Genomic DNA, 21,437 nt, shown 5'->3' with positions numbered 1-21,437 from the left:
CGGGCGCGCTGGCGCTGGGAATGCACGCCCGGCGGCTGGCGCCGGGTGCGGAAGGCGCGCCGGTCACCCCCGCGCTGGCGGCCCTGCAGCCCTTCCTTGGCGGGATGCGGATCGAGATCCCGGCGGCGGGAGGCGTCACCCTGGCCCAGCATGGCGGGGCCGCGCTCTTGACCGCCTCCGGCGTGCGGGCCGAGCCGGCGGTACGTATCGACCTGTGCACCCAGGTGCTCGACCCTGCGCGTGCGCGGCTGTTGCCGCTGCGGATAGGCTTTCCGCTCGACGGCGCGGCGGCGCTGGCGCGGGCGGGCGGCGGTCCTGTGCGCAACGTCCTGCTGGGTGCAAACCTGCCGCGCGTGACGGTAACCGGGGATGCGCCATCGGGTTTGAAGATTTCCTGGCAGGCCGGCGCGGCCGCCGCCTGGATCGGCGACGCCACCCAGGGGGCGATCCGGCGGGGAAACCGCGGCGAGGCGGCGCTCGGCCATGGCGGCTGGCTGGTATGGCAGGGCGAAGCCTTGCGCTTTTCGCAACGCGCCAGCCGCGCCTGTCCGCAGGCCGGCGAATTGCTGGTCCAGCGCTACCGTCCGGACGCAGCGGCGGGCGGCGCAGCATTGCTGCAGGCTTTCCCAGTGGCAGGCGAACCCGTCGCGCTGCGGCTGGCGCCTGGCAGCTACCAGGTGCCGGCCGCGCCGCCCCCCGGCATGGAAGACCAGGCCCTGTTCGACCAGCTGCGCGCACGCGGCCTGCTGCGCTTGAGCAGGGACGGACTGGCCGAGCTGGCCCCGCGCGACCTCGCCGCCTGGCAGGCGGCGGACCCGGACGCGCGCGCGCCGCTGCCGGGCTGGGAAGGCCTGAACCTGGACGAAGGCGACCGCAGCCTGCTGGCGCGCCTGTACCAGCGCGCCGACGGCGCCTATGTCCGCGAGCAGGTCAGGATCTTCAACAGCGAACGGCGGCTGGTGGCCTGGCGCGTCCGCCCCGGCAGCCGGCTTGCCTGGCAGGCAAGGCTGGCCGATGCGCCGGCGCCGGGCGCCGAAGGCTTGCCGGTCGCCGCGATGCGCCTGTTCGCGCGCCTGCAGGAGGACTGGGCGCCCTGGACGCGGGTGGCCGGCTGGGACGGCGGGCGCGGCGGAAACCTCGTGACCCTGAGCGCACCGGCCTTGCGCGCTCCCGCCGAGCTGCTGCTGGCCGGGCGCCTCTTGCGGGCGGAAGGCGCGCGCGCCACCGTCACCGGCGCCTGCGACGGGCGCGCCTGCCAGGACCGCGATATGGTCCAGCATGTGCTGCTGACCCCGGAGCCGGGCGCCGGCAGCGTCAGGCTGGAGGTCGCGCCGCTCGACCTGTCGCGCCTGAGCGGCGACGCCGATGCGGCCTACCGCCACTTGCGCGTGGAAGAGGGCCGCCTGGCCTGGCATGCCTTGCCCGGCCAGGCGACGGTGCGTACGGGCGGCGCCACGCCGGTACGGCTGAGCGATCGCCATGGCGCCCTGCTGTGGGCCGACGGCCGCCCGGCAGCGGACGCCGGCCTGGCCCCGCTGCTGGGCGTGCATCGCCAGCACGCGGGCAGCGTGGCCGGGATGCTGGCGCGGCTGGGCGGAGCCGGGCATGAGGCGCGCCTCAGCCTGGACCTGGGCGTGCAGGCCCAGGCCCAGGCGGCGCTCGACTGCATCGGCATGCGCCAGGGACAGTGGGACGGCAAGACCTGCCTTGGCGGCCAGGCGCCGCCGGCGGAACGCCAGGCCGGGCTGGTGTTGCTGGACGCGGAGCGCGGCGACATCCTGGCGGCGGCGTCAAGCGGCAGCGGCAAGGCCGATCCCGCCCGCTGGGCGGAATTGCGCGACTTCGACCGCGCCGACCCGGCCCGCAGCCCGCTGCGCATCGCCGCCTTCCAGCACGACGGCGGCGCCCATCGCGCGCCCGGTTCCACCTTCAAGGTGATCACCGCGCTCGGCCTGGAGCAGGCCGCGAAGGAGGACCCGCGCCTGGAAGGCTTGCTGTCCGGCATTCCAGTCGAGGAGCTCGACCGCATGGCGCGCGAGCGCGGCTATGGCTTCCGCGCGGCCAGCGCCACCTATCCAGCCTCCGGCCAGGGCGCCCACGTCACCAACTTCCGCGAACAGTCGGGCAGCGCACGGGCCCACGGCGGGCGCCTCGGCCTGGACCAGGCGCTCAGCTACAGCATCAATACCTGGTTCGCCTGGCTTGCCGAACTGAGCGACCGCAGCCTGCTCGGCCGGCCCGAGGGCGGCGTGCCGGGCGTGCGCGCGCTCGACGCGGAGGCGCTCGATACGATCCGCCCGGTGGCCGGGATGGCGCGCCGGCTCGGCTTCGGCAGCGCGCCGCGCCTGGACGGCGGCCTGCTGCCCGAGGATTACCGCTGGGCGGAGTGGGACGCCCTGCGGCCCAGCGCTTCCGCCCTCGACCCGGTGCAGACCCGGCACGAACTGCGCCAGATGGCGATCGGCCTGCGCATGCAGGCCACGCCCCTGCAAATGGCGCTGACGGCGGCGGCCGTGGGGGAGGGACGGACCGTGACGCCCCGCCTGCTGCTGCAACTGGACGGCCGCGCCGCGCGGGATTCCGCCGGCGAAGCGCTGGATGTGCCACTGGAGCGCATCCGGGCCGGCATGAAGGGCGTCATCGACCGGGGCACGGCGGCCGGCGCCTTCCGCGGCGCGGCCTTCGAGCGCCTGCGCCCCGGCCTGTACGGCAAGACGGGGACGGCGCCGGCGGGCAGGGATGGACAGGCGACCGTCTGGTTCATGGGCTGGCTGGAGCCGGGCAGCCTGCCCGGACAGACCCGGCGCCTGGCCTTCGCCGCCTTCGTCAGCCACTCGGACGCCACCGGCGGCGGCCATGCGGCGCCCGTGGTGGCCGCGTTGCTGCGCGCGATGGAGGGGCAGTCGCGCGAACAGAAGGAGAAATAGCCGCCTCTTGCGCGCCTCGGAAACGTGTTTGTATGGCATCATCTGTTTCAATCCGCCAGCTGCAAGAGAATCAGGCGGAGGCGATCGAGTGCGAGGACGGTATGCGTTTACCGGGAACCCGGTATCAGGAGCATGGTTGGGAGCAGGTCCGCAAGCTGCTGGGACACTGTTCCCTGCAGGCGTTCGCGCGTGTCGACCCGGCCCTGCTGCTCGAACCCGACACCGCCACCTCGCTCTCCCTCTACGTCGAGGCGGTCGCACGCGCCCTGCACGGCGCCCGCGGGCGCGGCGCGGCCGCCGGCAACAGCTATGGCGATACCGTCTCGGAACTGGCCCTGGCCCTGGTCTACGAGCTCCAGGCCCGTCCCGGCGACTGGGATGCGCTGTGCGCGGCGGTGAGCGGCGAACACGCGCGCCTGGGACGCTTCTGGGCACAGCCGGGCGGCGAGGCGCTGCTGCGCAAGAAATTCAACGACCTCTACGCCGTCCTGCGCGACAAGGTCGACAGCGACAACTACCAGGCCGCCTGCGGCCGCCCATGCAGTCCGAACCGCATGTATGCCTACCGCATGCTGGACACCGCCTGCCACGAGATCGCGCGCCTGTTCGAGGGCTGGCGCGAACACCTGGCCCAGGTCGGGGCCATCCTCGGACGGGAAGTCGACGCGATGCCGATCGAGGCGCGCCAGCTTCGTTCCATCGCCGACTGCCGCGCCGAATGGGTCCTGCGCTGGAGCGAAAGCCTGGTAGCCTTCGGCGGCGCGCCCGGGCCCCTGCATACCCGCTCCAAGCGCTTCGCCAGTCTCAAGACCAGTCCCGAGAAGATCGCCGCCATGCTGCGCGAGATCGGCGACTACGAGCAGCTATCGAGCAACCGCGACCAGGACTGGCTGCACGACGCCGGCGACGCGGCGGCCTGGCTCGACGACTACCTGCGCGTGCTGGGCGAATCCGAAGCGGCCAGCACGCCCGGCCCGGACCTGGTGCTCGAGATGCGCCAGGAAGAGCCGGAGCCGATCGACGACCCCGAACCGGATGCCGACCTGCCGGACGAGGCCGATCTCCCGCGCCTGGCCGCCGCCGCGCGGTCGGTTTCTCTTCCCCCCAGCTACCTTCAGTCGGCGGCAAGCTCGCAAGCGCGCGGCAGCTGGGCCGCGCGGGAAATGGCCGGGGACACGCTGCCGGTGCGCCTGGCGGTCTACCTGAAACTGCTCGGGCCTGTCGACGACAGCTATCCGTCCGAGTGGCTGGATCCCGCCACCGGCGAGCTGCCGACCATGCAGCAACTGGCCGGGTTGGACGGGATTTCGCTGCCGACCCTGCGCAAGCGCCGCGACACGGCGATCGCGCGCCTGCAGGATGCGGCGACGGCAACGAGGGAGGAAAAAGGATGACGGAACTGGAACGCAAGCTGCAAGCGCAGCTGCTGGTGGCGCAGCGTATCGAAGGCGACCGGCTGGTGCTGGACGACGCCGTGCTGCGCGCGGCGCTGGACGGCAGCCGTCCCCTGCGGGCGGCGGAGCGGGCGGCCCTGCAGGGATCGCCCCTGACGATCCGGCGTTTCAAGCATCTGGCGGACCAGCGCCGCGCGGCCTGGCAGGGCAGCCGAGGGCTGCTGCGCGCCGCCGACAGCGGCGCTCCGCTGGAGGTGCTGGCGACCGACGATGGACTGTGGCGCCTGCATTTCGCGGGAGCCCAGGTGATCCTGCAGCTCGACCCGCAGGCGGCGCGCGCGCCGCAGCTGCTGGCCGGGCGGCCCCGGATCAAGGTAAGGGACGGCGCGGGCGCGGTGGTGCTCGAAGGCGTCCTGGACGCCGATGGCGAATGCGAGGGCCCCTGGCCCTTCGCGGCGCCGCCGGCGGAGCATTTTCAGCGGCATGGGGCGGTCTTCGCTGTGGAGCCGGCCCGGGAAGGACATTGATGTTCGGTTCATTGCTCAAGAATGCATTTCGTCCGCTGCGGCAGACGGAGTTCTCGTGCGCCAGCCTCGGCGTGAGCGCCATCGCCTTGCCGGCGCCTGGCGGCTGCATCATCCCTCCGCGTTGCGCGGCGGTGCTGGTGGACCGGGGCGGCCATACCCGGCGCCTCGGGGAGGGCGCGCGCCTGGCCCTGATCGAGGGCGAAACCGCGTGGTGCGTGCACCCCGGACCCTATACCTGCGACCTGACGCCCTTCGCGGCCAGTCCCGAGATCGGCCTGCGCCTGAGTTTCGCGGTCGACGCCACCGACCCGCGCGCCACCCAGCAGCGTTTCGACCTGTTCCTGGCCAGCGAAGCCCACGGGGCGGTGGGCCTGGAGGACTTCGCGCTGGCGCTGGAGCATGCGCTCCAGCACGAGTTGGCGCAAGGACACCTGGAACTGCCCCCCTGCACCACGCTGGAGGAATGGAACAGCTTCCGCTCGGGTTTCAACCAGCTGATGTACACGCGCTTCGGCATCACGGTGGACGATTGCGTGCCGGTCGACCTGGCCGGGTCGCGGGATTACGCGCGCATGCTGGAAGCGCGCCTGGCGGCGCAGCCGGTTCCGGTTCCGATCCTCCCGCCCGCGCCGCCGGCCGCTCCCCCGGAAGCCTTCGACCCGGCCTGCGAAGATGCGCGCGCGCTGCGCCGCCTGTTCCTGGAACTGCCTTGCCTGATGTGCTCCCTGCGCATGGCGGTGCTGCCGTCCGACCAGTCTCAGTTCCGCCAGCACCAGGAGCTGCTGCGCCGGCTCGACCTGGTCAGCCTGGCGGTGGGCACCATGCCGGCGCTGGAACTGGCCGCGCCCAACGAGGCGCTGCCCGCCAGCGAGCAGCTGCGCCGCGCGCGCCACAGCCGCAGCGCCGCCATCGCGCTCGACGAAGCCTGGGCGCTGTTGGCGCGCCTGAAGCAGGCTGGCGACGTCACGCCGGCGCTGCTGTTCGACGAAGCGGACCGCATCGTCAGCAACCTCGAATGCGATACGGCGGAGCGCCGCGCGCTCAGCGCCACCGAGCTGGACGAGGTGGCGCCATGAGCGGCGGGATCGACAGCGTTGCGGTACGCAGCGCCGACCCGCGCGGCGGCCATCTGACCGTGACGGCCACGCGCCGGCCGCGCGCCGGCCGGGCCGACGTCAAGTGCAGCGTGCCGGACGCACCCGAGGTGGCGCAGCGCATGCAGCAGGTGGTGCGCCTGGCGCGCCACACGGAAGCGCGCGCCGACAGCCGCGACCAGGTGGTGCTGAGCCTGGACCGCGCACCCCAGGCCGGCGAGCGCGGCTGGGAGCTGGCGGCCGTGCTGGCCGACCGCATGGTGCGCGGCGTGCTGGCGCCGCAGCAGGGCATGGTGGCCAATGGCTGGTCCGACGCCTGGCACCTGGGCCGCATCGAAGGCGCCGACATCGCGCACCTCGGGGCCTTCGTGGGCCAGCCCGACCCTGCGGCCGGGGTGGCCAGCGCACGCGCCTGGTTCCCCCTGTACAGCGGCGGCGAATACGACAGCCTGGGCTGGGTCGAGGTGAGCGTGCGTCCGCTGGCCGAGCCGGTGGAGGACGAGGACGCGGCGGTGGCGGTGCCGGACCTGGACGCGGTGCGCCAGGCGCAGGTGCGCGCCGTGCTGGCCGGCAGCCGCCATTTCGACGGCCGCGGGCAAGGCCAGTGGCGCACCACGGTGCGTTTCGGCGAGCCGCGCTTCCAGGGCGATTCCTACGAGCTGGCCCTGGTGCTGGCCGACCGCATGGCGCGCGGACGCGAATTCCTGGCACGCGGGCGGGTGATCGCAACCGGGCGCTCGTCGAGCTGGCATGCGGGCAAGGTCGACGCCGTCGACGGCCTGGCCCCGAAATGCGCGCTGATCGCGCGCGAGGCCGGGCCGGGCGACCGGGTCTTGCTGCCGAAGGACTGGGAGGCGTCGCTGCCGCCCGGCTTGCGCGAGGCAGTGCGCGCGCGCGGCGCCAGCCTGGCCTGCGTGGAGCGGATCGGGATCATCTAGCTGCGTGGCGTCACGCGGACGCGCCGGCGCCCCTGCTAGAATCGGCGGGTGGGCGTTGTAAGTCAATCAATGGAGTCGGATATGTTCCAGATGTTCGGAGTCAAAGGCGCCGCCTGCCCGCGCTGCGAGCGCAAGCACGGCGGCGACGCCCGCTACTGCGCCGGCTGCGGCCTGATCCTCGGCGCGCCGCGCAATGCGCCGGTGCTGCGCGAAAACCGCTGGGTGGCCGGTCCGGACGAACTGGCCGTGTTCTTCGGCGTGCGCGAGCTGTCCGGCGTGTTCGTCAAGACCCTGCGCGTCCCGGCCACGGCGCGCGCCTTCATCCTGCAGGGCGACAAGGCGACCGAGGTGCCCCAGGGCGAATACGAGATCGAAGGCTTCTTCACGCGCCTGAACCACCTGCTGCGCGACCAGCATGCCGAGATCCTGGTGACCCGCACCGGAGCGCTGCCGGTGAGCTTCGACTTCGACGAGGTCGCCACCAGCGAACACCTCTTCGTTCGCGCGCGCTTTACCGTAAGCGTCAGGATCGAGAACGTGCCCGCGTTCGCGCGCCACTTCATGACCATGCCCGGCACGATCGGCGCCGCCGAACTGCGCGAGCTGCTCGCCCATCCGGTGTGCCAGCTGGCCGCCGAATTCGTCGGCGCCCGTTCGATCCGCGAGATGGCCGGCAACCGCGAACTGCGCGAGCAGCTGGACGAGCGCCTGCAGGGCGGCCTGCGGCTGCTGCTGGCCCAGTACGGCCTGGCGGTCAGCCAGGTCGATACGCTGGAGCTGCGCCACGACAAATTCGACGCCAACCGCGCCCGGGTCGGCAGCCTGTGGCTGGCGGCGGACGAAAAGCATGTGCAGATCCAGCACGCGCGCCATCTCGACGAGCTGTACACCGCCGAGGAATGGAACCGCCTGCAGCGCGCCGAGCATGAGCTTAAACTCCGCCAGCGCCGGGCCGAACTGCGCCAGGACGAGGCGATCGCCAAGGCCGAACTGTCGCTGCAGGGCGCCGACCGCGCGCACGGCGTGCGCCTGCGCCAGATCGAACTGTATGGCCGCATCCTGGAAGCGCAGTCGCGCAAGCAGGCGCTGGAGCGCGGCGCCGGCGAGGTGCTGGCCGAGCTGGAACACGCGATGGCGAAAAAGGGCGCCGCGCGCGCCGACGAGGTCACGGAATGGCGCCACCTGCGCGCGCTGGCCCAGGTGCGCATGCGCGCCGAACTCGACGCGGCGCAGCAGGAGGCGCTGCAGATGCGCCAGCTGGCGCAGCAGCGCTTTTCGCAGCAGCTGCTGCAGCAGCAGATCCGCAACAAGGTCGAACAGGCGCGCCAGATCGAGGACGCCGCGCGCCAGCACGCCGAACTGAAGCGCCTGCGCGAAGATGAAGCGGAGGCGGCGCGCCGGGTGCGCGACATCGACGCGGCCGGGCACGTCGCGCGCCACCAGGCGCTGCTGATGGCGAACGCCGCGCACCAGCGCGAGGCCGAACGCCTGCAGGAATGGGAGGACGAGCAGGCGCGCCAGCGCATCGCCGGCCTGCGCCGCGGCGAAAGCCAGGCAGATGCCGTCGTCCAGCACGAAAAGCTGCTGCGCACCATCGAGGCCGATGCGCGTTACACCGAGGTGCAGGACCTTCCCCGCGCGGCCGAGCGCGCCCACGCGCTGGACCTGGCGCGCATGGAGATCGCGCGCGCCGAGTCGCTGGCGGCGATGGACGACACGGCGAAGCTGGCCCTGGCTGCCGCGCCGAACGCCGCGCTGCTGAACGACTTCATGAAGACGCGCGTGCACGCCACCATGGACGCCGGCCAGCTGGCCGCGCTGGCCACGCAAGCCAGGGCGTGCGCGCAAGGCCATGCGGTGCGTAGCGAGGACCGCTTCTGTCCCTCTTGCGGAGCGGAGCTCAAGGCAAGCTGACGATGCAAACCGCCATCGACAAGATCCGCGAACTGCGCGCGCTGCACGAGGACGGCCTGTTGAGCCGTCACGAATTCGACCTGCGCAAGAACGCGATCCTGGACGCCGCCTATACGCCGGAGCAGGGCGCGGAAGTCGTCGCGGCGCCGCCGCGTCCGGGCACCGAGATCGGCCTGATGGCCGGGCAGGAAGTCGGACCGCCGAACCGCCGCTACCGGCTGGAGCGCCTGATCGCGCACGGCGGCATGGGCCAGGTGTGGCAGGCCACCGACCTCGCCACCCATGCGGAACTGGGCCACAGCGCCCAGGTGGCGCTGAAGATCCTGCCGCCACAGGCGACCCAGGCCGCCAGCCACGCCAAGCTCCTGATCCAGGAAGCCACCCGCGCACGCCGCCTGGCGCATGAGCACATCGTGCGCGTCTACGAGTGGGCCCAGGATCCGGCCACGGCCAGCTACTTCATCATCATGGAATACCTCGAAGGCGAGGACCTGGACAGCGTCCTGTGCCGCGAAGGGCGCATGGACTGGCCCCGCGCCGCCGCCATGCTTCGCCCCGTGGCCGGGGCGCTCGACTACGCCTGGGAGCGGCACCGGCTGGTGCACCGCGATATCAAACCGGGCAATGTGTTCGTCACCAGCAAGGGCGACATCAAGCTGCTCGATTTCGGCATCGCCGCCCGCGCCCGCGCGTCGGGCGGCGTGGCGATGCTGGAAGCGCCGGCGCTGTCCGGCACGGCGGGCTACCGCGCGCCGGAAGCCTCGGACCCGGAACGCCAGCCGCAGCCGGCGCTGGATGTCTATGCCGTCGCGGTGATGATTTACCAGATGCTGGAAGGCGAACTGCCGGCAAGCGGCGCGATGCGTGCGCCGGGCGCCTTGCTGCCGCGCCAGTGGACCGCCCTGCAGTCCGGGTTCGCGCGCGATCCGGGCGCACGGCCGGCCAGCGTGCGTGCGCTGCTGGAGGCGATCGAACTCGGCGCCGGTCCGACCCCGGAAGAAGAAGCGGCGCGCGAGGCGGCCCGCCGCGCGGCCGAGGAGCAGGCGGCGCGTGAGCTGGCCGCTCGGCGCAAGGCTGAAGCCGACGCCGCGGCCGCCGCCCAGGCCCTGATCGAGCGCCAGCGCCGCGAGCAGCAGCGGGAGCGGCAGCGGCGCGAACGGGCCGCCGCCGAGGAAGCCCGGGCCGCGCGCAAGGAAGCGCTGCGCCAGCAATTGCTGGCCAGGCGCGCCGAGGAAGCAGCCAAGGCCAGGCTGGCCCAGGAGGAGGCCGAGCGCAAGGCCGCCCAGGCCAAGGCCGCCGCTGCCTATCTGGCGGAGCAGCAGCGCGTGCGCGTGGAGCAGGCGGCACGAAGCGCCGCCGAGCCGCAGCCGCCGCCGCCGGCTCCTGCGCGAGCAGCAGCGGACAGCCACGCGCCGCTGCGCGACCCCTTCCTCGACGGCAGCGGCGCGGGTCCCGCGCTGGTGCCGATCCCGGCCGGCCGTTTCCAGATGGGCTCTCCGGATCACGAACGCCGCATCGCGATGGCGGCCGGCGCGCAAAAGAACTGGCTGGCGCGCGAGACGCCCCAGCACTGGGTCGGCATCGAGCGGCCATTCGCCATGGGGCGCTATCCCGTGACGGTCGGCGAATGGCGCGCCTTCGTGCTGGCCACCGGCTGGCAGCCGAATGGCGAAATCGACTGGGCCGCACCCGGCTTCCCGCAGAGCGACGAGCATCCGGTGGTCGGCGTCACCTGGTTCGATGCGCAGAAGTACCTGCAGTGGCTGAGCGCGGCCACCGGCAGGCGCTACCGCCTGCCGAGCGAGGCGGAATGGGAATACGCCTGCCGCGCCGGCACCCATACGGCCTTCAGTTTCGGCGACACGATCTCGCCCGAGCTGGCCAACTACGACGGCAGCTTCACCTACAACGGCGGTCCGGCCGGCGCGTACCGGCGCGGCACCACGGCGGCAGGCATGTTCCCGCCCAATCCCTGGGGCCTGTACGACATGCACGGCAACGTCTGGGAATGGGTGCAGGACGTCGTGCACGAAAACTACGAAGGCGCGCCGAACGACGGCAGCGCCTGGGAACAGGGCGGCGACCAGGCGCGGCGCATCCTGCGCGGCGGTTCCTGGCTCTATAATCCGCGCTACCTGCGTTCGGCGCTGCGCAACGGCTTCTCGGCGGTGCTGTCGAACGACATCGTCGGCTTGCGCGTCGTGCGCGAGCTGGACTAGCCAATCACCAGGAGACACGATGCGCCTGACCGCGCTGGGGGCGCTCGCCCTCTCGACATGCATGTCCGCCGGCGCGAGCGCGGCCCCGGCCACGATGACCCTGCTGGACGAGGCGCGCGCCCGCCCGGTGCCGGTGGCGCTGTACTTTCCGGACGCGGCTTGCACGCCGGCGCGGCCTTGCCCGGTGGCGCTGCTCAGCCCCGGCTACGGCAACAGCCACCTCGAATATTCCTTCCTGGCCGAGCGCCTGGCGCGCCATGGCTATCTGGTGGCCAGCATCGGCCACGAGGCGCCGGGCGATCCGAAGATGGACCCGCAGGGCGACCTGGCGCGCCAGCGTGCCGAGATGGCGCAGCGCGGTGCGGCGACGATCCGCTTCGTCCACCGCGTCCTGGCGGGGACCCATCCGGGCTATGACTGGCGGCATGCGGTGCTGGTCGGGCACTCGCTCGGCGGCGACAGTTCCGCCGTGCTGGCTTCGCTCGACCCGGCCGGCATCGCCGCCCTGGTCACGCTCGACAACCGGCGCGCCGCGCTGCCGCGCTCAAGCGCGATCCGCGTGCTGTCCCTGCGCGCCGCCGACACCGGCGCCGACCCCGGCGTGCTGCCGGACGCGCAGGAGCGGCGCCGCTACCGCGCCTGCATCCTCGACCTCGAGGGCGCGCGCCACAACGACATGTTCGATGGTGGACCGGCGCTGCTGAAGGAGCGCATCGCCGGAGCGGTCGAGCGCTTCCTGAAGGGAGATGGGCAGGGACGTCCTGCTTTTGAGTGCTGAAAGGCCGCCGATTCTGGTGTAGAGTGGGGCATTGCCTTTTTCACCACGGGACCCGAGATGGCCATTGCACACCTGTTCAAATCGCACGACAAGGACCTCGGCGGCGGCTTCACCGTGCGGCGCATCCTGCCGGCGGCGGCGCGCCAGTCGATCGGGCCCTTCCTGTTCTTCGACCACATGGGACCGGTCGAGGCGCAGCCTGGTTCGCGCCATGACGTGCGTCCGCACCCGCACATCGGCCTGGCGACGGTGACCTACCTGTTCGAAGGCGCGATCATGCACCGCGACAGCCTGGGCACCGAGCAGCGCATCGAGCCGGGCGCGATCAACTGGATGACGGCCGGCAGCGGCATCGTCCATTCCGAGCGCACCCCGGAAGACCTGCTCGACAAGCCGCGCCGCACCCACGGCTTGCAGCTGTGGGCAGCGCTGCCGCGCGAATACGAGGAAGCCCCGGCCGCGTTCAGCCATACGCCGGCCAGCGAGATTCCCGAGATCCGCTTCGAAGGCGGCCAGGTGCGCGTGCTGGTGGGCAGCGCCTTCGGCCACACTTCGCCGGTGCCCACCTTCAGCCACACGCTCTACCTCGACGTGACCCTGGAACCGGGCGCGGCGCTCGACCTCGACTGGCTGCCGGAGGAAACGGCCTTCTATGCGCCGTTCGGCGCGATCGAGATCGACGGCGAGGAAGTCGGGCACAACACGATGGCCATGGTCGAGCCGGGCGCGCCGGTGCGCGTGAGCTCGCAGGGCGGAGCGCGTTTCGTGGTGATCGGCGGGGACCCGCTGGACGGGCGCCGCTTCATCTTCTGGAACTTCGTGTCGAGCAGCCGCGAACGCATCGAACAGGCGGCGCGCGACTGGGAAGAGCAGCGTTTCGTACCAGTTCCGGGCGACAACGAGCGGATTCCACTGCCGCAGTGGCCGGCGGCCTGGCGGCGCGACTAGGGCGCAGACTGCTTTTTCCGCACGGCCAAGGCTTGCGGGCCGCCTCCGACCAGGAGTATGCTGGATTTCCCAACCGGGTTTCCAGCCGGGGTTTCCTTTTAGTTGAAAGGATGCGCCATGAAAATTCCTGAACATCTCCGGGTTCCCGCTATCGTCTTCGCGCTGCAGGCAGCGCTGCTGGCCGGCGCTTCGCTGATCTTCCTGGTCCTGCGCCCGTCGGGCGTCTAGCCCAGGCCGATCGCTCAGGTGTTATAGAGGGATGCCGCGACGTGGCCCCGGCGGTCGCCGGGGCTGCGGCGGCTTATGTGTGCCTCGGGATACGCTACCGCTGTGAAATGTACGCGCTGATGCGGGCCGGCCAGGCCTGCGACCGCAAGCCCGGGCGCGAACGGCATTTCGGTTCCGCTCGCCTGGTCGAGGCGCCAGAAGCCGCCGTCCCGATGGAAGAGCAGCGGCATGGCCTCCGCCGGCGGCAGGCAGTCGCCTGGCGCGGCCGCAGCAGGAACCACGTCTGGCGCCATCAGGACGTAGCACTCGGCCCTTGCCCCGCCATCGGTCCGGTGCAGCACCACCGCGTGCGCCAGCACGGCCGTCACTTCCAGGCTCACGATGCCCTTGATGCTCGCAGTCAGTTCGATGCGCATGCCCAGGCGCAGCGGCACCGGCGTGTGCTTGCCGGGCCAGACGCCATCGACCAGCAGGCCGAAGCGCGACACGTCCTCGATCTCGAAACCGCCCCGGCCGCGCCGGATCACCGCGTGGCGGCCTGAAATGCGGCGGGTGAGTCCGCCGGGCTCCGCGCCGGCATCGCTATGGTAGGACAACAGCAAGTCGGCTTCCGGCTCCGTGGCTTCGAAGCGCCCGAGCACGCACTCGTCCAGCGCGAACAGGCGCACGTGGCGCTGCGTGGCCGAGTCGGCGTCCGCGAGCAGCAGACAGGCGCTGCTTGCAGGGCAGGGATGCGGGTCCCGTTCGGCCGGCAGGTCGATCTCGATCAGGTCCTCGTCCCAGGCGATGGTGGAAAAGCCCAGGTCGACCTTGCCGTTCTCGGGGTCCAGCTTGACCTGGGCGATCGAGGCGTTGCGCGCGGTGACGTCGATATCGACCCGTCCGCCCCCGGGCGCATGGACTCGCGCGATGCCGGCGTCATCCGCCGTCACGCGCACGTTCTTGTGGGTGGCCAGGAAGGCCTGGTGGATCTCGCCCAGGCTGGCGTCCTGGCGCGGCACCAGGATCACCGGCGAGCAGGTCCAGGTGCGGGCCGCGTCGGGGGCCTGCGGGTGGCGGCTGTGCAGTTCGACCTCGATCCGGTACTGCCCATGCTCCAGCCCGCGCGAGGAGAATTCCAGGAACAGCGGCCGCCAGTCGCCGCGCGAGGTGCGCTGGAAAATATAGCTTTCGCCGCCGCGCAGGCGCAGCGCCGAACGCACCAGCATGCGCACCTCGGGCGCGCAGTCCATGGGCATGCCGCGCAGCTCCAGGCGGATCGCCTGTCGTCCGCCGGCGGTGCGCGGGTCGAAGCCGCTGATGTGCAGCTGCGGGCGCTGCAGCACGGGAGCGGCGTGCGCGGCGGTGATCGTGTCGATGCTGGCCGGTGGGGCGGCGGGCGCCACTGCCTGCGGCTGCGCATGCCCGTGCGCGCACACGGTGTCGCCGGGCAGGACCCAGACGGTGCAGTGCGGATGCTCGGGATTGCGGCAGCGGTTCATGGATGGCTCAGGACACAAACGATCGGTCGACAGTATGCGGCAAGCTTACGCGGTTTCGAGGGCCTGTGGCGCGCCGAAATCATTGATAAACGACATTATTTTCTTAGCGTAATTAGTCAGCGCCGGCATCCGGCAGCGCCGTCTCGTCCGCATGACGCGGCAGCGGCCGCAGCACCAGCGCGGTGAGGTTGTCGGCCTGGAGGCCGGCCGGCGGATCGTGTTCCATGGCGCCGAACAGGCGCCCGACCATGCAGGCCGCATCAGGGCAGCCGTCGAACAAGTGCGCCCACGAGCCGACGAAAGTCTCCGGCTGCGTGCAGGACCAGAAGCCGTCGGTCGCCAACAGGTACACGCCATCGCCGCGCAGCGCCAGCGCGCGCCGGTCCGGCAGCTGGCCGAGCCAGGACGGCAGCTTGTTTGCGCCCAGCGGGTAAAGGGAATCGCTCAGCCTGGTCGGATCGGCGAAGGTATTGCCGAGGATGAAAGCCTGCGCGATCTGGGGCGCGTGCTGGCCATGCACCTGGCGCCACCAGCCGGCCTCGTCCAGCTTGCCGGCCATGGCGGCGGCCGTCGCCGGCACATGGTCGACCGTGAGCGGACGCGCCTGGCCGGCGGCCAGTTCGTAGAGGCGCGAATCGCCGACGTGGTAGAGCAGGGGCGCGCCGCCGGCCGGCAGTTCGAGCATGGTCAGGGTGGTGCCGGGCCGGGCGACGCCGGGCGCTTGCGCGAAACGGCGCTGCAGGCTGGCATGCAAGGCATCCAGGTGGCCCGTCAGTTCCTCCAGGCTGGCGCAGGGCGGTAGCGCGAGCAGCCCCTCGGCGACTGCCTCCGCCGCTTCGCGTCCATGACCGTGGCCGCCCATGCCGTCCAGCACCGCGATCCGGCCGTGGCCCTGGAGCCAGCCGGGCACGGTAAGGCGGCGCGGCGCCTGGTCCTGGAGATGGCAGGCGCGCCCGTCGAAGTCGATGACGACGAAGTTGTCCTGGTTCTCGGCGCGGGGCGCGGGGCCGCAGCCGGTTCGGCTGGCAACCGCGACATCGAAATGGGGACCGAAGCGGAAATCGGAGAAGGCTGGCTGCATGGGCAAGGTAGTGGAATCAACCTTGCTACTTTACTACGGAGTGGCCCTGCCCAAAACGCCGATTAGATAGGGTGTTTGCGGTTGCCCGTGGCAAGCACCGCGGCATTGGCGACGACGCAGGCGCCGGCCGCCGCCAGGGCCACGCGCACGCCTCAGGCGTCGGCGACCCGGCCCCAGACCAGGCTGCCGGCCACGTAGCCCGCGGACATCACGAACAGGTAGATCGACAGGGTGCGCGCCCGCACCTCGGCCGGGAAGGACAGCTGGGCCGCCGCGTTGAGCGTGGAGACCGTGGCCGACCAGGCCATGCCGCCGCAGACGATCAGCGGCACCAGCAGCGCCAGGGAACGGGTGAAGGGCATGGCGAGCAGCATCGCCCCGTAGACCAGCAGGGCGCCCGCCAGCACCCCGGTCTTGTCGACCCGCGCCCGCACTTGCGGCAGGAAGAAGGCGGCGATGACGGCGCCGCCACCCAGGCAGCCCATCAGCATGCCATAGACGCCGGATTGCATGTGCAGCACGTCGCGCACGAAGACGGGCAGCAGGCTGGCGAAGGCGATGGTGGAGAAGAACACCGAGCAGACGTTGCGCAGGATGCGGCGGTAGCGTCCGCAGCCGATGGCGCAGCGCAGGCCGTGGCGGAAGCGCGCGCGGAAGTCTTCGCGCGCGGCGGCCTGGGGAGCGCGCTCGCGCCACCACAGCCAATACACGGCCAGCAGCCCGGCGAAGGACAAGGCGTTGGCCAGGAACAGGGCGCCGGCGCCGATCCAGCCGAACAGGATCCCTCCCAGCGCCGGGCCGATCACGGCGGACAGGTTGTACGAGAGGTTATTGAGCGTGGCCGCCGCCTCGACCTCGTCCGGCTCGACCAGCCCGGAAAGCGCGGCTTGCCAGGCCGGCCAGATGAAGGCCGTGCCGATGCCGAGGCAGAAGGTAATCGCCAGCACCGGCAGGCTGGACATCTGCCCGGACCAGACCAGCAGGGCCATGGCGCCGGCGCAGCAGGCCATGTAGAGGTTACAGAAGAACAGGAATTTGGGACGGTGCACGGCGTCCGCCACCACCCCGGCGAACAGGGCGAACAGGAAGATCGGGACGTAGGTGGCGGTCTGCACCAGCGAAGTGACCGCCGCCGACTTCGACAGCGAAGCCACCAGCCAGGCCGAGGCGAAGGTCTGAATCCAGGTGCCGAGGTTGGACACCAGGTTGGCCAGCCAGATGCTGCGGTAGCGCGCATGGCGCAGCGGACGCGTGAGCGGCACCTTGCGGCGCGGCGCGCCGGCATCGGCAGGTGCGGGGCTGGGGGAGCTCAGGCTGGCGCGGGACATGATCGGAACAGTGTAGGCGTGCTCGGGCGCAACGGTCAACGAAATTGCCCTGTGGCAACTCAAAACTGTGGTATGTTGGCGGTTCCAGCACATGCTGACCAAAAGAGACCATGGAAATCCGACCGCTTGTCACCGCCGACATTCCGGCCGTGTCCGCGCTGTTGCGCGAACTGGCGAAGGAGTACATCGTGCACGAATCGCCTCCCGAAGGCGCGTCCAACTTCCTCGCCGAGAACGACGAGATGGGCGTGCGCGGCTTCCTGGCGCGCGGGCATGTGTATCACGTGGCGGTGGTCGAAGGCCAGCTGGCCGGTTTCGTCGCGGTGCGCGACCGCAGCCACCTGTTCCACCTGTTCGTGGGCAAGCGCTGGCACCGGCGCGGCATCGCGCGCAGCCTGTGGGAAGTCGCGCGCGACGCGGCCCTGGCCGGCGGCGGCGAGGGCGCCTTCACCGTCAATTCCTCCAACTATGCGGTTCCGGTGTACGAAGCTTTCGGTTTCGTGCGGGTCGGGCCGACCCAGTGCGCCAAGGGTCTGTACTACAACCCGATGCGCTATCCGGCGCCGGACGACGTCTAGCGATGTTCGTCGGCGCGGCGCAGCCATAAGCTGCTTGCCCATCCCTGTTGCTGGCGGCCATCGACGTCGGCCCGCACCTGCCACCAGTCTCCCCGGCGCTCGCCGGTCGCCACGACCCGGCTGCCGGCCGGCACCACCGCCAGCCGGGGCGCGTCGGTCCCGGTCGCGGCGCGGAGGTTGAGCGCGTCGTGCGTCCGGTAACGCGCCCCGGCCACTGGCGCGGCTGAGGGAGCGGCGAGCGCGGTTTCCGTGGCGGGCGGATCGCCGGCAATCATGTAGAGCGAGGTCCCCAGCACCGCGGTGCCGGCGGCCAGCGCGCCGCCCGCGCGCAGGTTGGGGCGGCGCCACCATGCGCGCGGCGTCAGGTAGGCGCAGGCCCAGAGCGAGAGCAGCAGCCCGGCGCCGAAAGCGAGGAATGCGGTGGCCATCCCGGACCTCAGGCGTCGAAGCGCAGCACGTAGTGGCCGGCGACCAGGTGGTGGCCAGGCGGGACCAGGTAGGGCTGCTCCGCCGTCGCGGCCTCGATCTGGCCCACGGGACGCAGCTGCTCGTCCAGGTGGTACAAGGCCTGGCTGGCCGACAGGCGCGCCACGCGCAGGCCGTCGGCGCCGGCTTCCCAGCTGAATGCGTTGCGCGACAGGCCCAGGCGGTCGGCGCTGCCGGCCGCGCCTTCGGCCTGGCGCAGGAACTGCGGCGTGTCGAGCACGCGCAGCGCCGCCAGCGAGGGCATGCCGCGTCCGAAGGTCAGGCGCGTGCCCGGCAGCGCCTGCTGCACCGGGCCTTGCGGCAGCACCAGCAGCGCCGCATAGCGCTCGGCCAGCGCCCCTGGCGCGGCCAGCAGGCGGATGTCGGCCTGGTCCAGCGGCGCGAAGTTCGACGGCACGGCGATGCGCTGGCGCCCGGCCGAGGTGATGGCGTGCAGCTCGTCGGCCTCGTCGACGGCGAAGCGGATCACGTTGTCCTTGCCCGGTGCGCTCGGAAGCAGCTGCTGGTTCAGTCCCACCTCCAGGGCCTGGGCGCCGGTGTCGCGATAGCGGCTCAGGCGTGGCAGGGCCAGGGCCGCCAGGGTGACGCGGTGGCGCGCGACCGGGGCATAGGTGGCATCCGTGGCGTCCTCGGCCTGGACCGGCGCGGGGCGGGCGGCGGCGATGGGCATGGCGGTCATGTCGGCTTCCGCGGGCGCGCTGCGCGCCTTCCAGACGTCCGGCGTGCGCTGCGGCGGCGCGCTGGGCGCGGCAGCCGGACGTGCGGGCGCTGTGGCAGGCGCCGCCGCGCTGCGGCTGATCTTGAGGAGCAGGCGCGCGCCGGCATTGCCTTTGCCGCGCAGGACGTAGTAGCCATTGGCGGCGTCGAAGCTGCAGTCCAGCGCGTCCTTGGGACGCACCTGGACCTCGACCGGCGCACCCGGCTCGTCGTGGACCAGCAGCAGGCCGCCCTCCGCGCCGAAGGGCCAGCCGGGCACGGCGTAGGTGGCGCTGGCTTCGTCCATGCCGACCAGGGTCAGGCGCTGGTTCGGGTAGATCGCGCAGACCGGGCGCCAGATCGCGCTGTCGGTCGAGGCGCTGACCGTGTACAGCACTTGCTCCACGGGCGCCGGCAGGTAGACCGCGTGGCCGAACTTGACCTTGACCTCGCCCGGCGGTACCGCGTCGGCGCCCACCACGTGGTAGCGCACCTCGTCGCCGCCCAGCAGGTCGGCGAAATCCTTCTGGTGCAGGGCCGCCAGCGACTGGGCCAGGTCGCGCACGCGCGCGCCGCGGGTCAGGTGGCGGTCGTCGTCGACCTCGTCCTGCGGCAGCATCAGGGTCACATGCGAGAAGCAGCGCGTGGCGGCGCGTCCGCGCTGTTCGCGCGGGCTGCGTTCCAGCAGGTCGCGCAGCAGCGGGCGGCGCGCGAACAGCGCCAGGCCCGGCGCTTGCCACAGGGCTTCGGCATTGAACACATCGCTGACCTTGGCTAGGACTTCGTGTTGGACATAGACCGGCATGATTGATTCTCCTCGTGAAATTGGACGCTCGCCATGCCGAACGCTAGCAGGGGGCAGCTGAAAAACAGCAGGTGCGAGCCGCCCGAGGACAGGAAGCTCATCGGCTGGCCCATGATCGGGAACATCGCCAGGTTGGTTCCCCACGACAGCAGCAGGTGCCCGGCCACGAAGGCCGCGCCGCCGCACAGGGCGAAGCATTGGAAGCGTCCGAGCCAGGCGCGGCGGAAGTCGCCCGCTGCGCAGGCATGGCGCCAGGCCGGGACGGCGGCGTGCAGCAGCGCGGCCAGGAACAGGGCCTGCACGCACCACAGGGCCAGCGCCGCCGCCAGCCCGTGGCGGTGCAGCAGGTAGGAGGGCGCGAAGTCGTCCTGCACCGCCGGAATCGCCAGCGCCTCGCCGGCCGCCTGGCCGAGGCTGTCCAGCCCGAGCGCGCCGCCGGCGCCGAACCAGCCGCCCTGCGCGACCGCCTGCAGGCCGAGCAGCATCTGCTGGCCCGTATGCGGGTGGACCGCCGGGTCGTTCCAGACCTGGAAGCGTTCGGGATAGAAGCCGAAGGACCCCAGGGTGTCGGCGGAACGCTGCAGCGCCGCGCCGCCGAGCAGGGCCGCGCAGGCGCCGCAGGCCAGCATCCAGGCGGCGCCGCGGCGGCCGCTGGCCCAGCACCAGGCCAGGGCCATGGCGCCGGCCCACACCAGCAGCAGCACCAGCGGCGAGTAGTCGTCGACCCGCACCAGGGCGGCCGCCAGCAGGAATACGAACAGCAGCACCGGCGCGGCCATCCGCAGCCAGAAGCGCCAGTCGCGCCGCGTGCCGTTGGTGCTGCCGGCGGCCAGCGCCAGGCAGTGGGCGCTCAGCGCCGCCAGGGCCAGCTTGGCGAATTCCACCGGCTGCATGTCGAATACGCCGGTCTCGTCGCCCAGCCAGACCTGGGCCAGCAGGGCGGCGAGGGCGGCGCCAGCCAGCGCCAGCAGGATGCGCTCGGCGACGGGACGCGAGACGGCGCCGCGGCCCAGGCAGGAGAACAGGAGCAGGCCCGCAGGCAGCCCGAGGGCCAGCAAGGCCGCCGTGTTCTGGAAGTGGCGCAGCCACGCGCTGTCGCGCGCGCCCAGGCCCATGTCGAGCTGCACCAGCAGGCCCGCCCCGAGCAGCACGGCGGCGCTGATGGCAAGCGGCTGCGGGCGGCGCGACCAGGCGAGCAGCAGCAGCAGCGTTCCCCCGGCAAGCAGCATCGAGATGCCGGCGCCGGGCGCCGCGACGCTGCGCTGGGTGACCAGCACGGCCAGCGCCGCAGCCGCGAGCAGTCCGGCGGCCCACGCCCGCAGGCGGCGGCCGCGCTCCGGGGCCGCCAGTACCGCCGTCAGCAGCAGCACGGCCAGCGCGCCGGCCCAGGCCAGGGCAGGCGGAGCGGGCATGGTCCAGGCGCCGCGTTCCCGCCACTCCCAGGCGACGCCTTGCGGCAGGTCTTGCGCCGGCGACGCATACAGAGCGACCTGTCCGCGCGGCAGCAAGTGCAAGGTGCCGCCGCCGATGCGCACACCGAACGCGGTGCGGCCGATGGCGAGCGTGTCGACGCCGTCCAGCGCATGCCTGCGCTGGGCGATGTCTTCCCAGTCCAGCAGCACGGGCTGGCTGCCGCGCACCGACAGCACCGGCGTGCCGCCGTCCTGGCGCGCGAGGGCCGCGGCGCCGCTGTCGACGCCGGGGATGGCCACGCGGTTGCCGCAGTACAGGTTGCCGCCGAATGCCAGGGGCCGCGCCAGGGTCAGGGCATGGGGGACGATGCGGTTCCACAGGGCCGCCAGACGGGCGGCGAGCGGTGTGCCGGGACAGGCGGCTTGCGGCGCGCCGTCGCGGCTGACCGTGGCGCCGTCAAAGCGCCACTGGTGGCGGCCGTCGCCGAATTCCACGAGGCCTTCGCCGGCGGACGCGATGTGCAGGCGCGCGCCGCCCACATCGATGCGCTGGCCGCTGGCGAGCGGCAGTGCTCCGCTGTGGCGCCGCGCTGCGCCCGCGCG

Annotated in this window: 16 protein-coding genes; 10 read left to right on the top strand and 6 right to left on the bottom strand. The window is 72.1% G+C overall.

What is annotated here, in order from left to right; genetic code table 11:
* The 9 genes from KBW95_RS23200 to KBW95_RS23160 all read left to right on the top strand — a co-directional run.
* Nucleotides 1-2,927, top strand: a 2,927-nt coding sequence (locus tag KBW95_RS23200; protein ID WP_211529447.1) for a penicillin-binding transpeptidase domain-containing protein, incomplete at its 5' end; no start/stop codon positions are given.
* A gap of 101 nt (nt 2,928-3,028) precedes the next feature.
* Nucleotides 3,029-4,321, top strand: coding sequence for a hypothetical protein (locus KBW95_RS23195; protein ID WP_211529446.1), 1,293 nt, complete (start codon nt 3,029-3,031; stop codon nt 4,319-4,321).
* Complete coding sequence (locus KBW95_RS23190; RefSeq protein WP_211529445.1) at nt 4,318-4,848, top strand: hypothetical protein; 531 nt, start codon at nt 4,318-4,320, stop codon at nt 4,846-4,848. The genes KBW95_RS23195 and KBW95_RS23190 overlap by 4 nt, the downstream gene beginning before the upstream one ends.
* Complete coding sequence (locus KBW95_RS23185; RefSeq protein WP_211529444.1) at nt 4,848-5,924, top strand: hypothetical protein; 1,077 nt, start codon at nt 4,848-4,850, stop codon at nt 5,922-5,924. The genes KBW95_RS23190 and KBW95_RS23185 overlap by 1 nt, the downstream gene beginning before the upstream one ends.
* Nucleotides 5,921-6,880, top strand: coding sequence for a hypothetical protein (locus tag KBW95_RS23180; RefSeq protein ID WP_211529443.1), 960 nt, complete (start codon nt 5,921-5,923; stop codon nt 6,878-6,880). Before KBW95_RS23185 ends, KBW95_RS23180 begins: the two co-directional genes overlap by 4 nt.
* Before the next feature lie 81 nt (nt 6,881-6,961).
* Complete coding sequence (locus KBW95_RS23175; protein WP_211529442.1) at nt 6,962-8,794, top strand: SPFH domain-containing protein; 1,833 nt, start codon at nt 6,962-6,964, stop codon at nt 8,792-8,794.
* 2 nt (nt 8,795-8,796) lie between these two features.
* Nucleotides 8,797-11,013, top strand: a complete 2,217-nt coding sequence (locus KBW95_RS23170) for a bifunctional serine/threonine-protein kinase/formylglycine-generating enzyme family protein (protein WP_211529441.1) — start codon at nt 8,797-8,799, stop codon at nt 11,011-11,013.
* A 19-nt stretch (nt 11,014-11,032) separates the two neighbouring features.
* Nucleotides 11,033-11,791, top strand: a complete 759-nt coding sequence (locus KBW95_RS23165; protein WP_211527089.1) for a hypothetical protein — start codon at nt 11,033-11,035, stop codon at nt 11,789-11,791.
* Between the two features lie 57 nt (nt 11,792-11,848).
* The gene (locus tag KBW95_RS23160; RefSeq protein WP_211527088.1) at nt 11,849-12,739 is read left to right on the top strand and encodes a pirin family protein; all 891 of its coding nucleotides are present in this window, start codon (nt 11,849-11,851) and stop codon (nt 12,737-12,739) included.
* 242 nt (nt 12,740-12,981) lie between these two features.
* Here the strand turns inward: KBW95_RS23160 and KBW95_RS23155 are convergent, their stop codons facing one another.
* From KBW95_RS23155 to KBW95_RS23145, 3 genes are all read right to left on the bottom strand, one after another.
* Nucleotides 12,982-14,448 carry an FHA domain-containing protein gene (locus KBW95_RS23155; protein WP_211529440.1) on the bottom strand — a complete coding sequence of 489 codons (1,467 nt, stop codon included), beginning with the start codon at nt 14,446-14,448 and terminating at the stop codon, nt 12,982-12,984.
* A 112-nt stretch (nt 14,449-14,560) separates the two neighbouring features.
* Nucleotides 14,561-15,529 carry a PP2C family serine/threonine-protein phosphatase gene (locus KBW95_RS23150; RefSeq protein WP_211529439.1) on the bottom strand — a complete coding sequence of 323 codons (969 nt, stop codon included), beginning with the start codon at nt 15,527-15,529 and terminating at the stop codon, nt 14,561-14,563.
* Nucleotides 15,530-15,681: 152 nt separating this feature from the next.
* A complete protein-coding gene (locus tag KBW95_RS23145) occupies nt 15,682-16,857 on the bottom strand; it encodes an MFS transporter (protein WP_229429962.1) in 1,176 nt (391 codons plus the stop codon).
* 110 nt (nt 16,858-16,967) lie between these two features.
* On the opposite strand from KBW95_RS23145, the gene KBW95_RS23140 reads away from it, so the two are divergent.
* Nucleotides 16,968-17,435 carry a GNAT family N-acetyltransferase gene (locus KBW95_RS23140; protein WP_211527084.1) on the top strand — a complete coding sequence of 156 codons (468 nt, stop codon included), beginning with the start codon at nt 16,968-16,970 and terminating at the stop codon, nt 17,433-17,435.
* On the opposite strand, the gene KBW95_RS23135 is transcribed toward KBW95_RS23140, so the two are convergent.
* The 3 genes from KBW95_RS23135 to KBW95_RS23125 form a co-directional block, all read right to left on the bottom strand.
* The gene (locus KBW95_RS23135) at nt 17,432-17,863 is read right to left on the bottom strand and encodes an SH3 domain-containing protein (RefSeq protein WP_211529438.1); all 432 of its coding nucleotides are present in this window, start codon (nt 17,861-17,863) and stop codon (nt 17,432-17,434) included. The two genes, KBW95_RS23140 and KBW95_RS23135, sit on opposite strands and share 4 nt — an antisense overlap.
* An 8-nt stretch (nt 17,864-17,871) precedes the next feature.
* On the bottom strand, nt 17,872-19,422 hold the full coding sequence (locus KBW95_RS23130) for a hypothetical protein (RefSeq protein WP_211529437.1): 1,551 nt from the start codon (nt 19,420-19,422) through the stop codon (nt 17,872-17,874).
* Nucleotides 19,392-21,437, bottom strand: a 2,046-nt coding sequence (locus tag KBW95_RS23125) for an FtsW/RodA/SpoVE family cell cycle protein (RefSeq protein ID WP_211529436.1), incomplete at its 5' end; no start/stop codon positions are given. The genes KBW95_RS23125 and KBW95_RS23130, both read right to left, overlap by 31 nt.

The sequence above is a fragment of the Massilia sp. ZL223 genome, assembly GCF_018119395.1.
Classification (GTDB): domain Bacteria; phylum Pseudomonadota; class Gammaproteobacteria; order Burkholderiales; family Burkholderiaceae_D; genus Telluria.
This window is presented reverse-complemented; position numbering and strand designations above follow the sequence as displayed.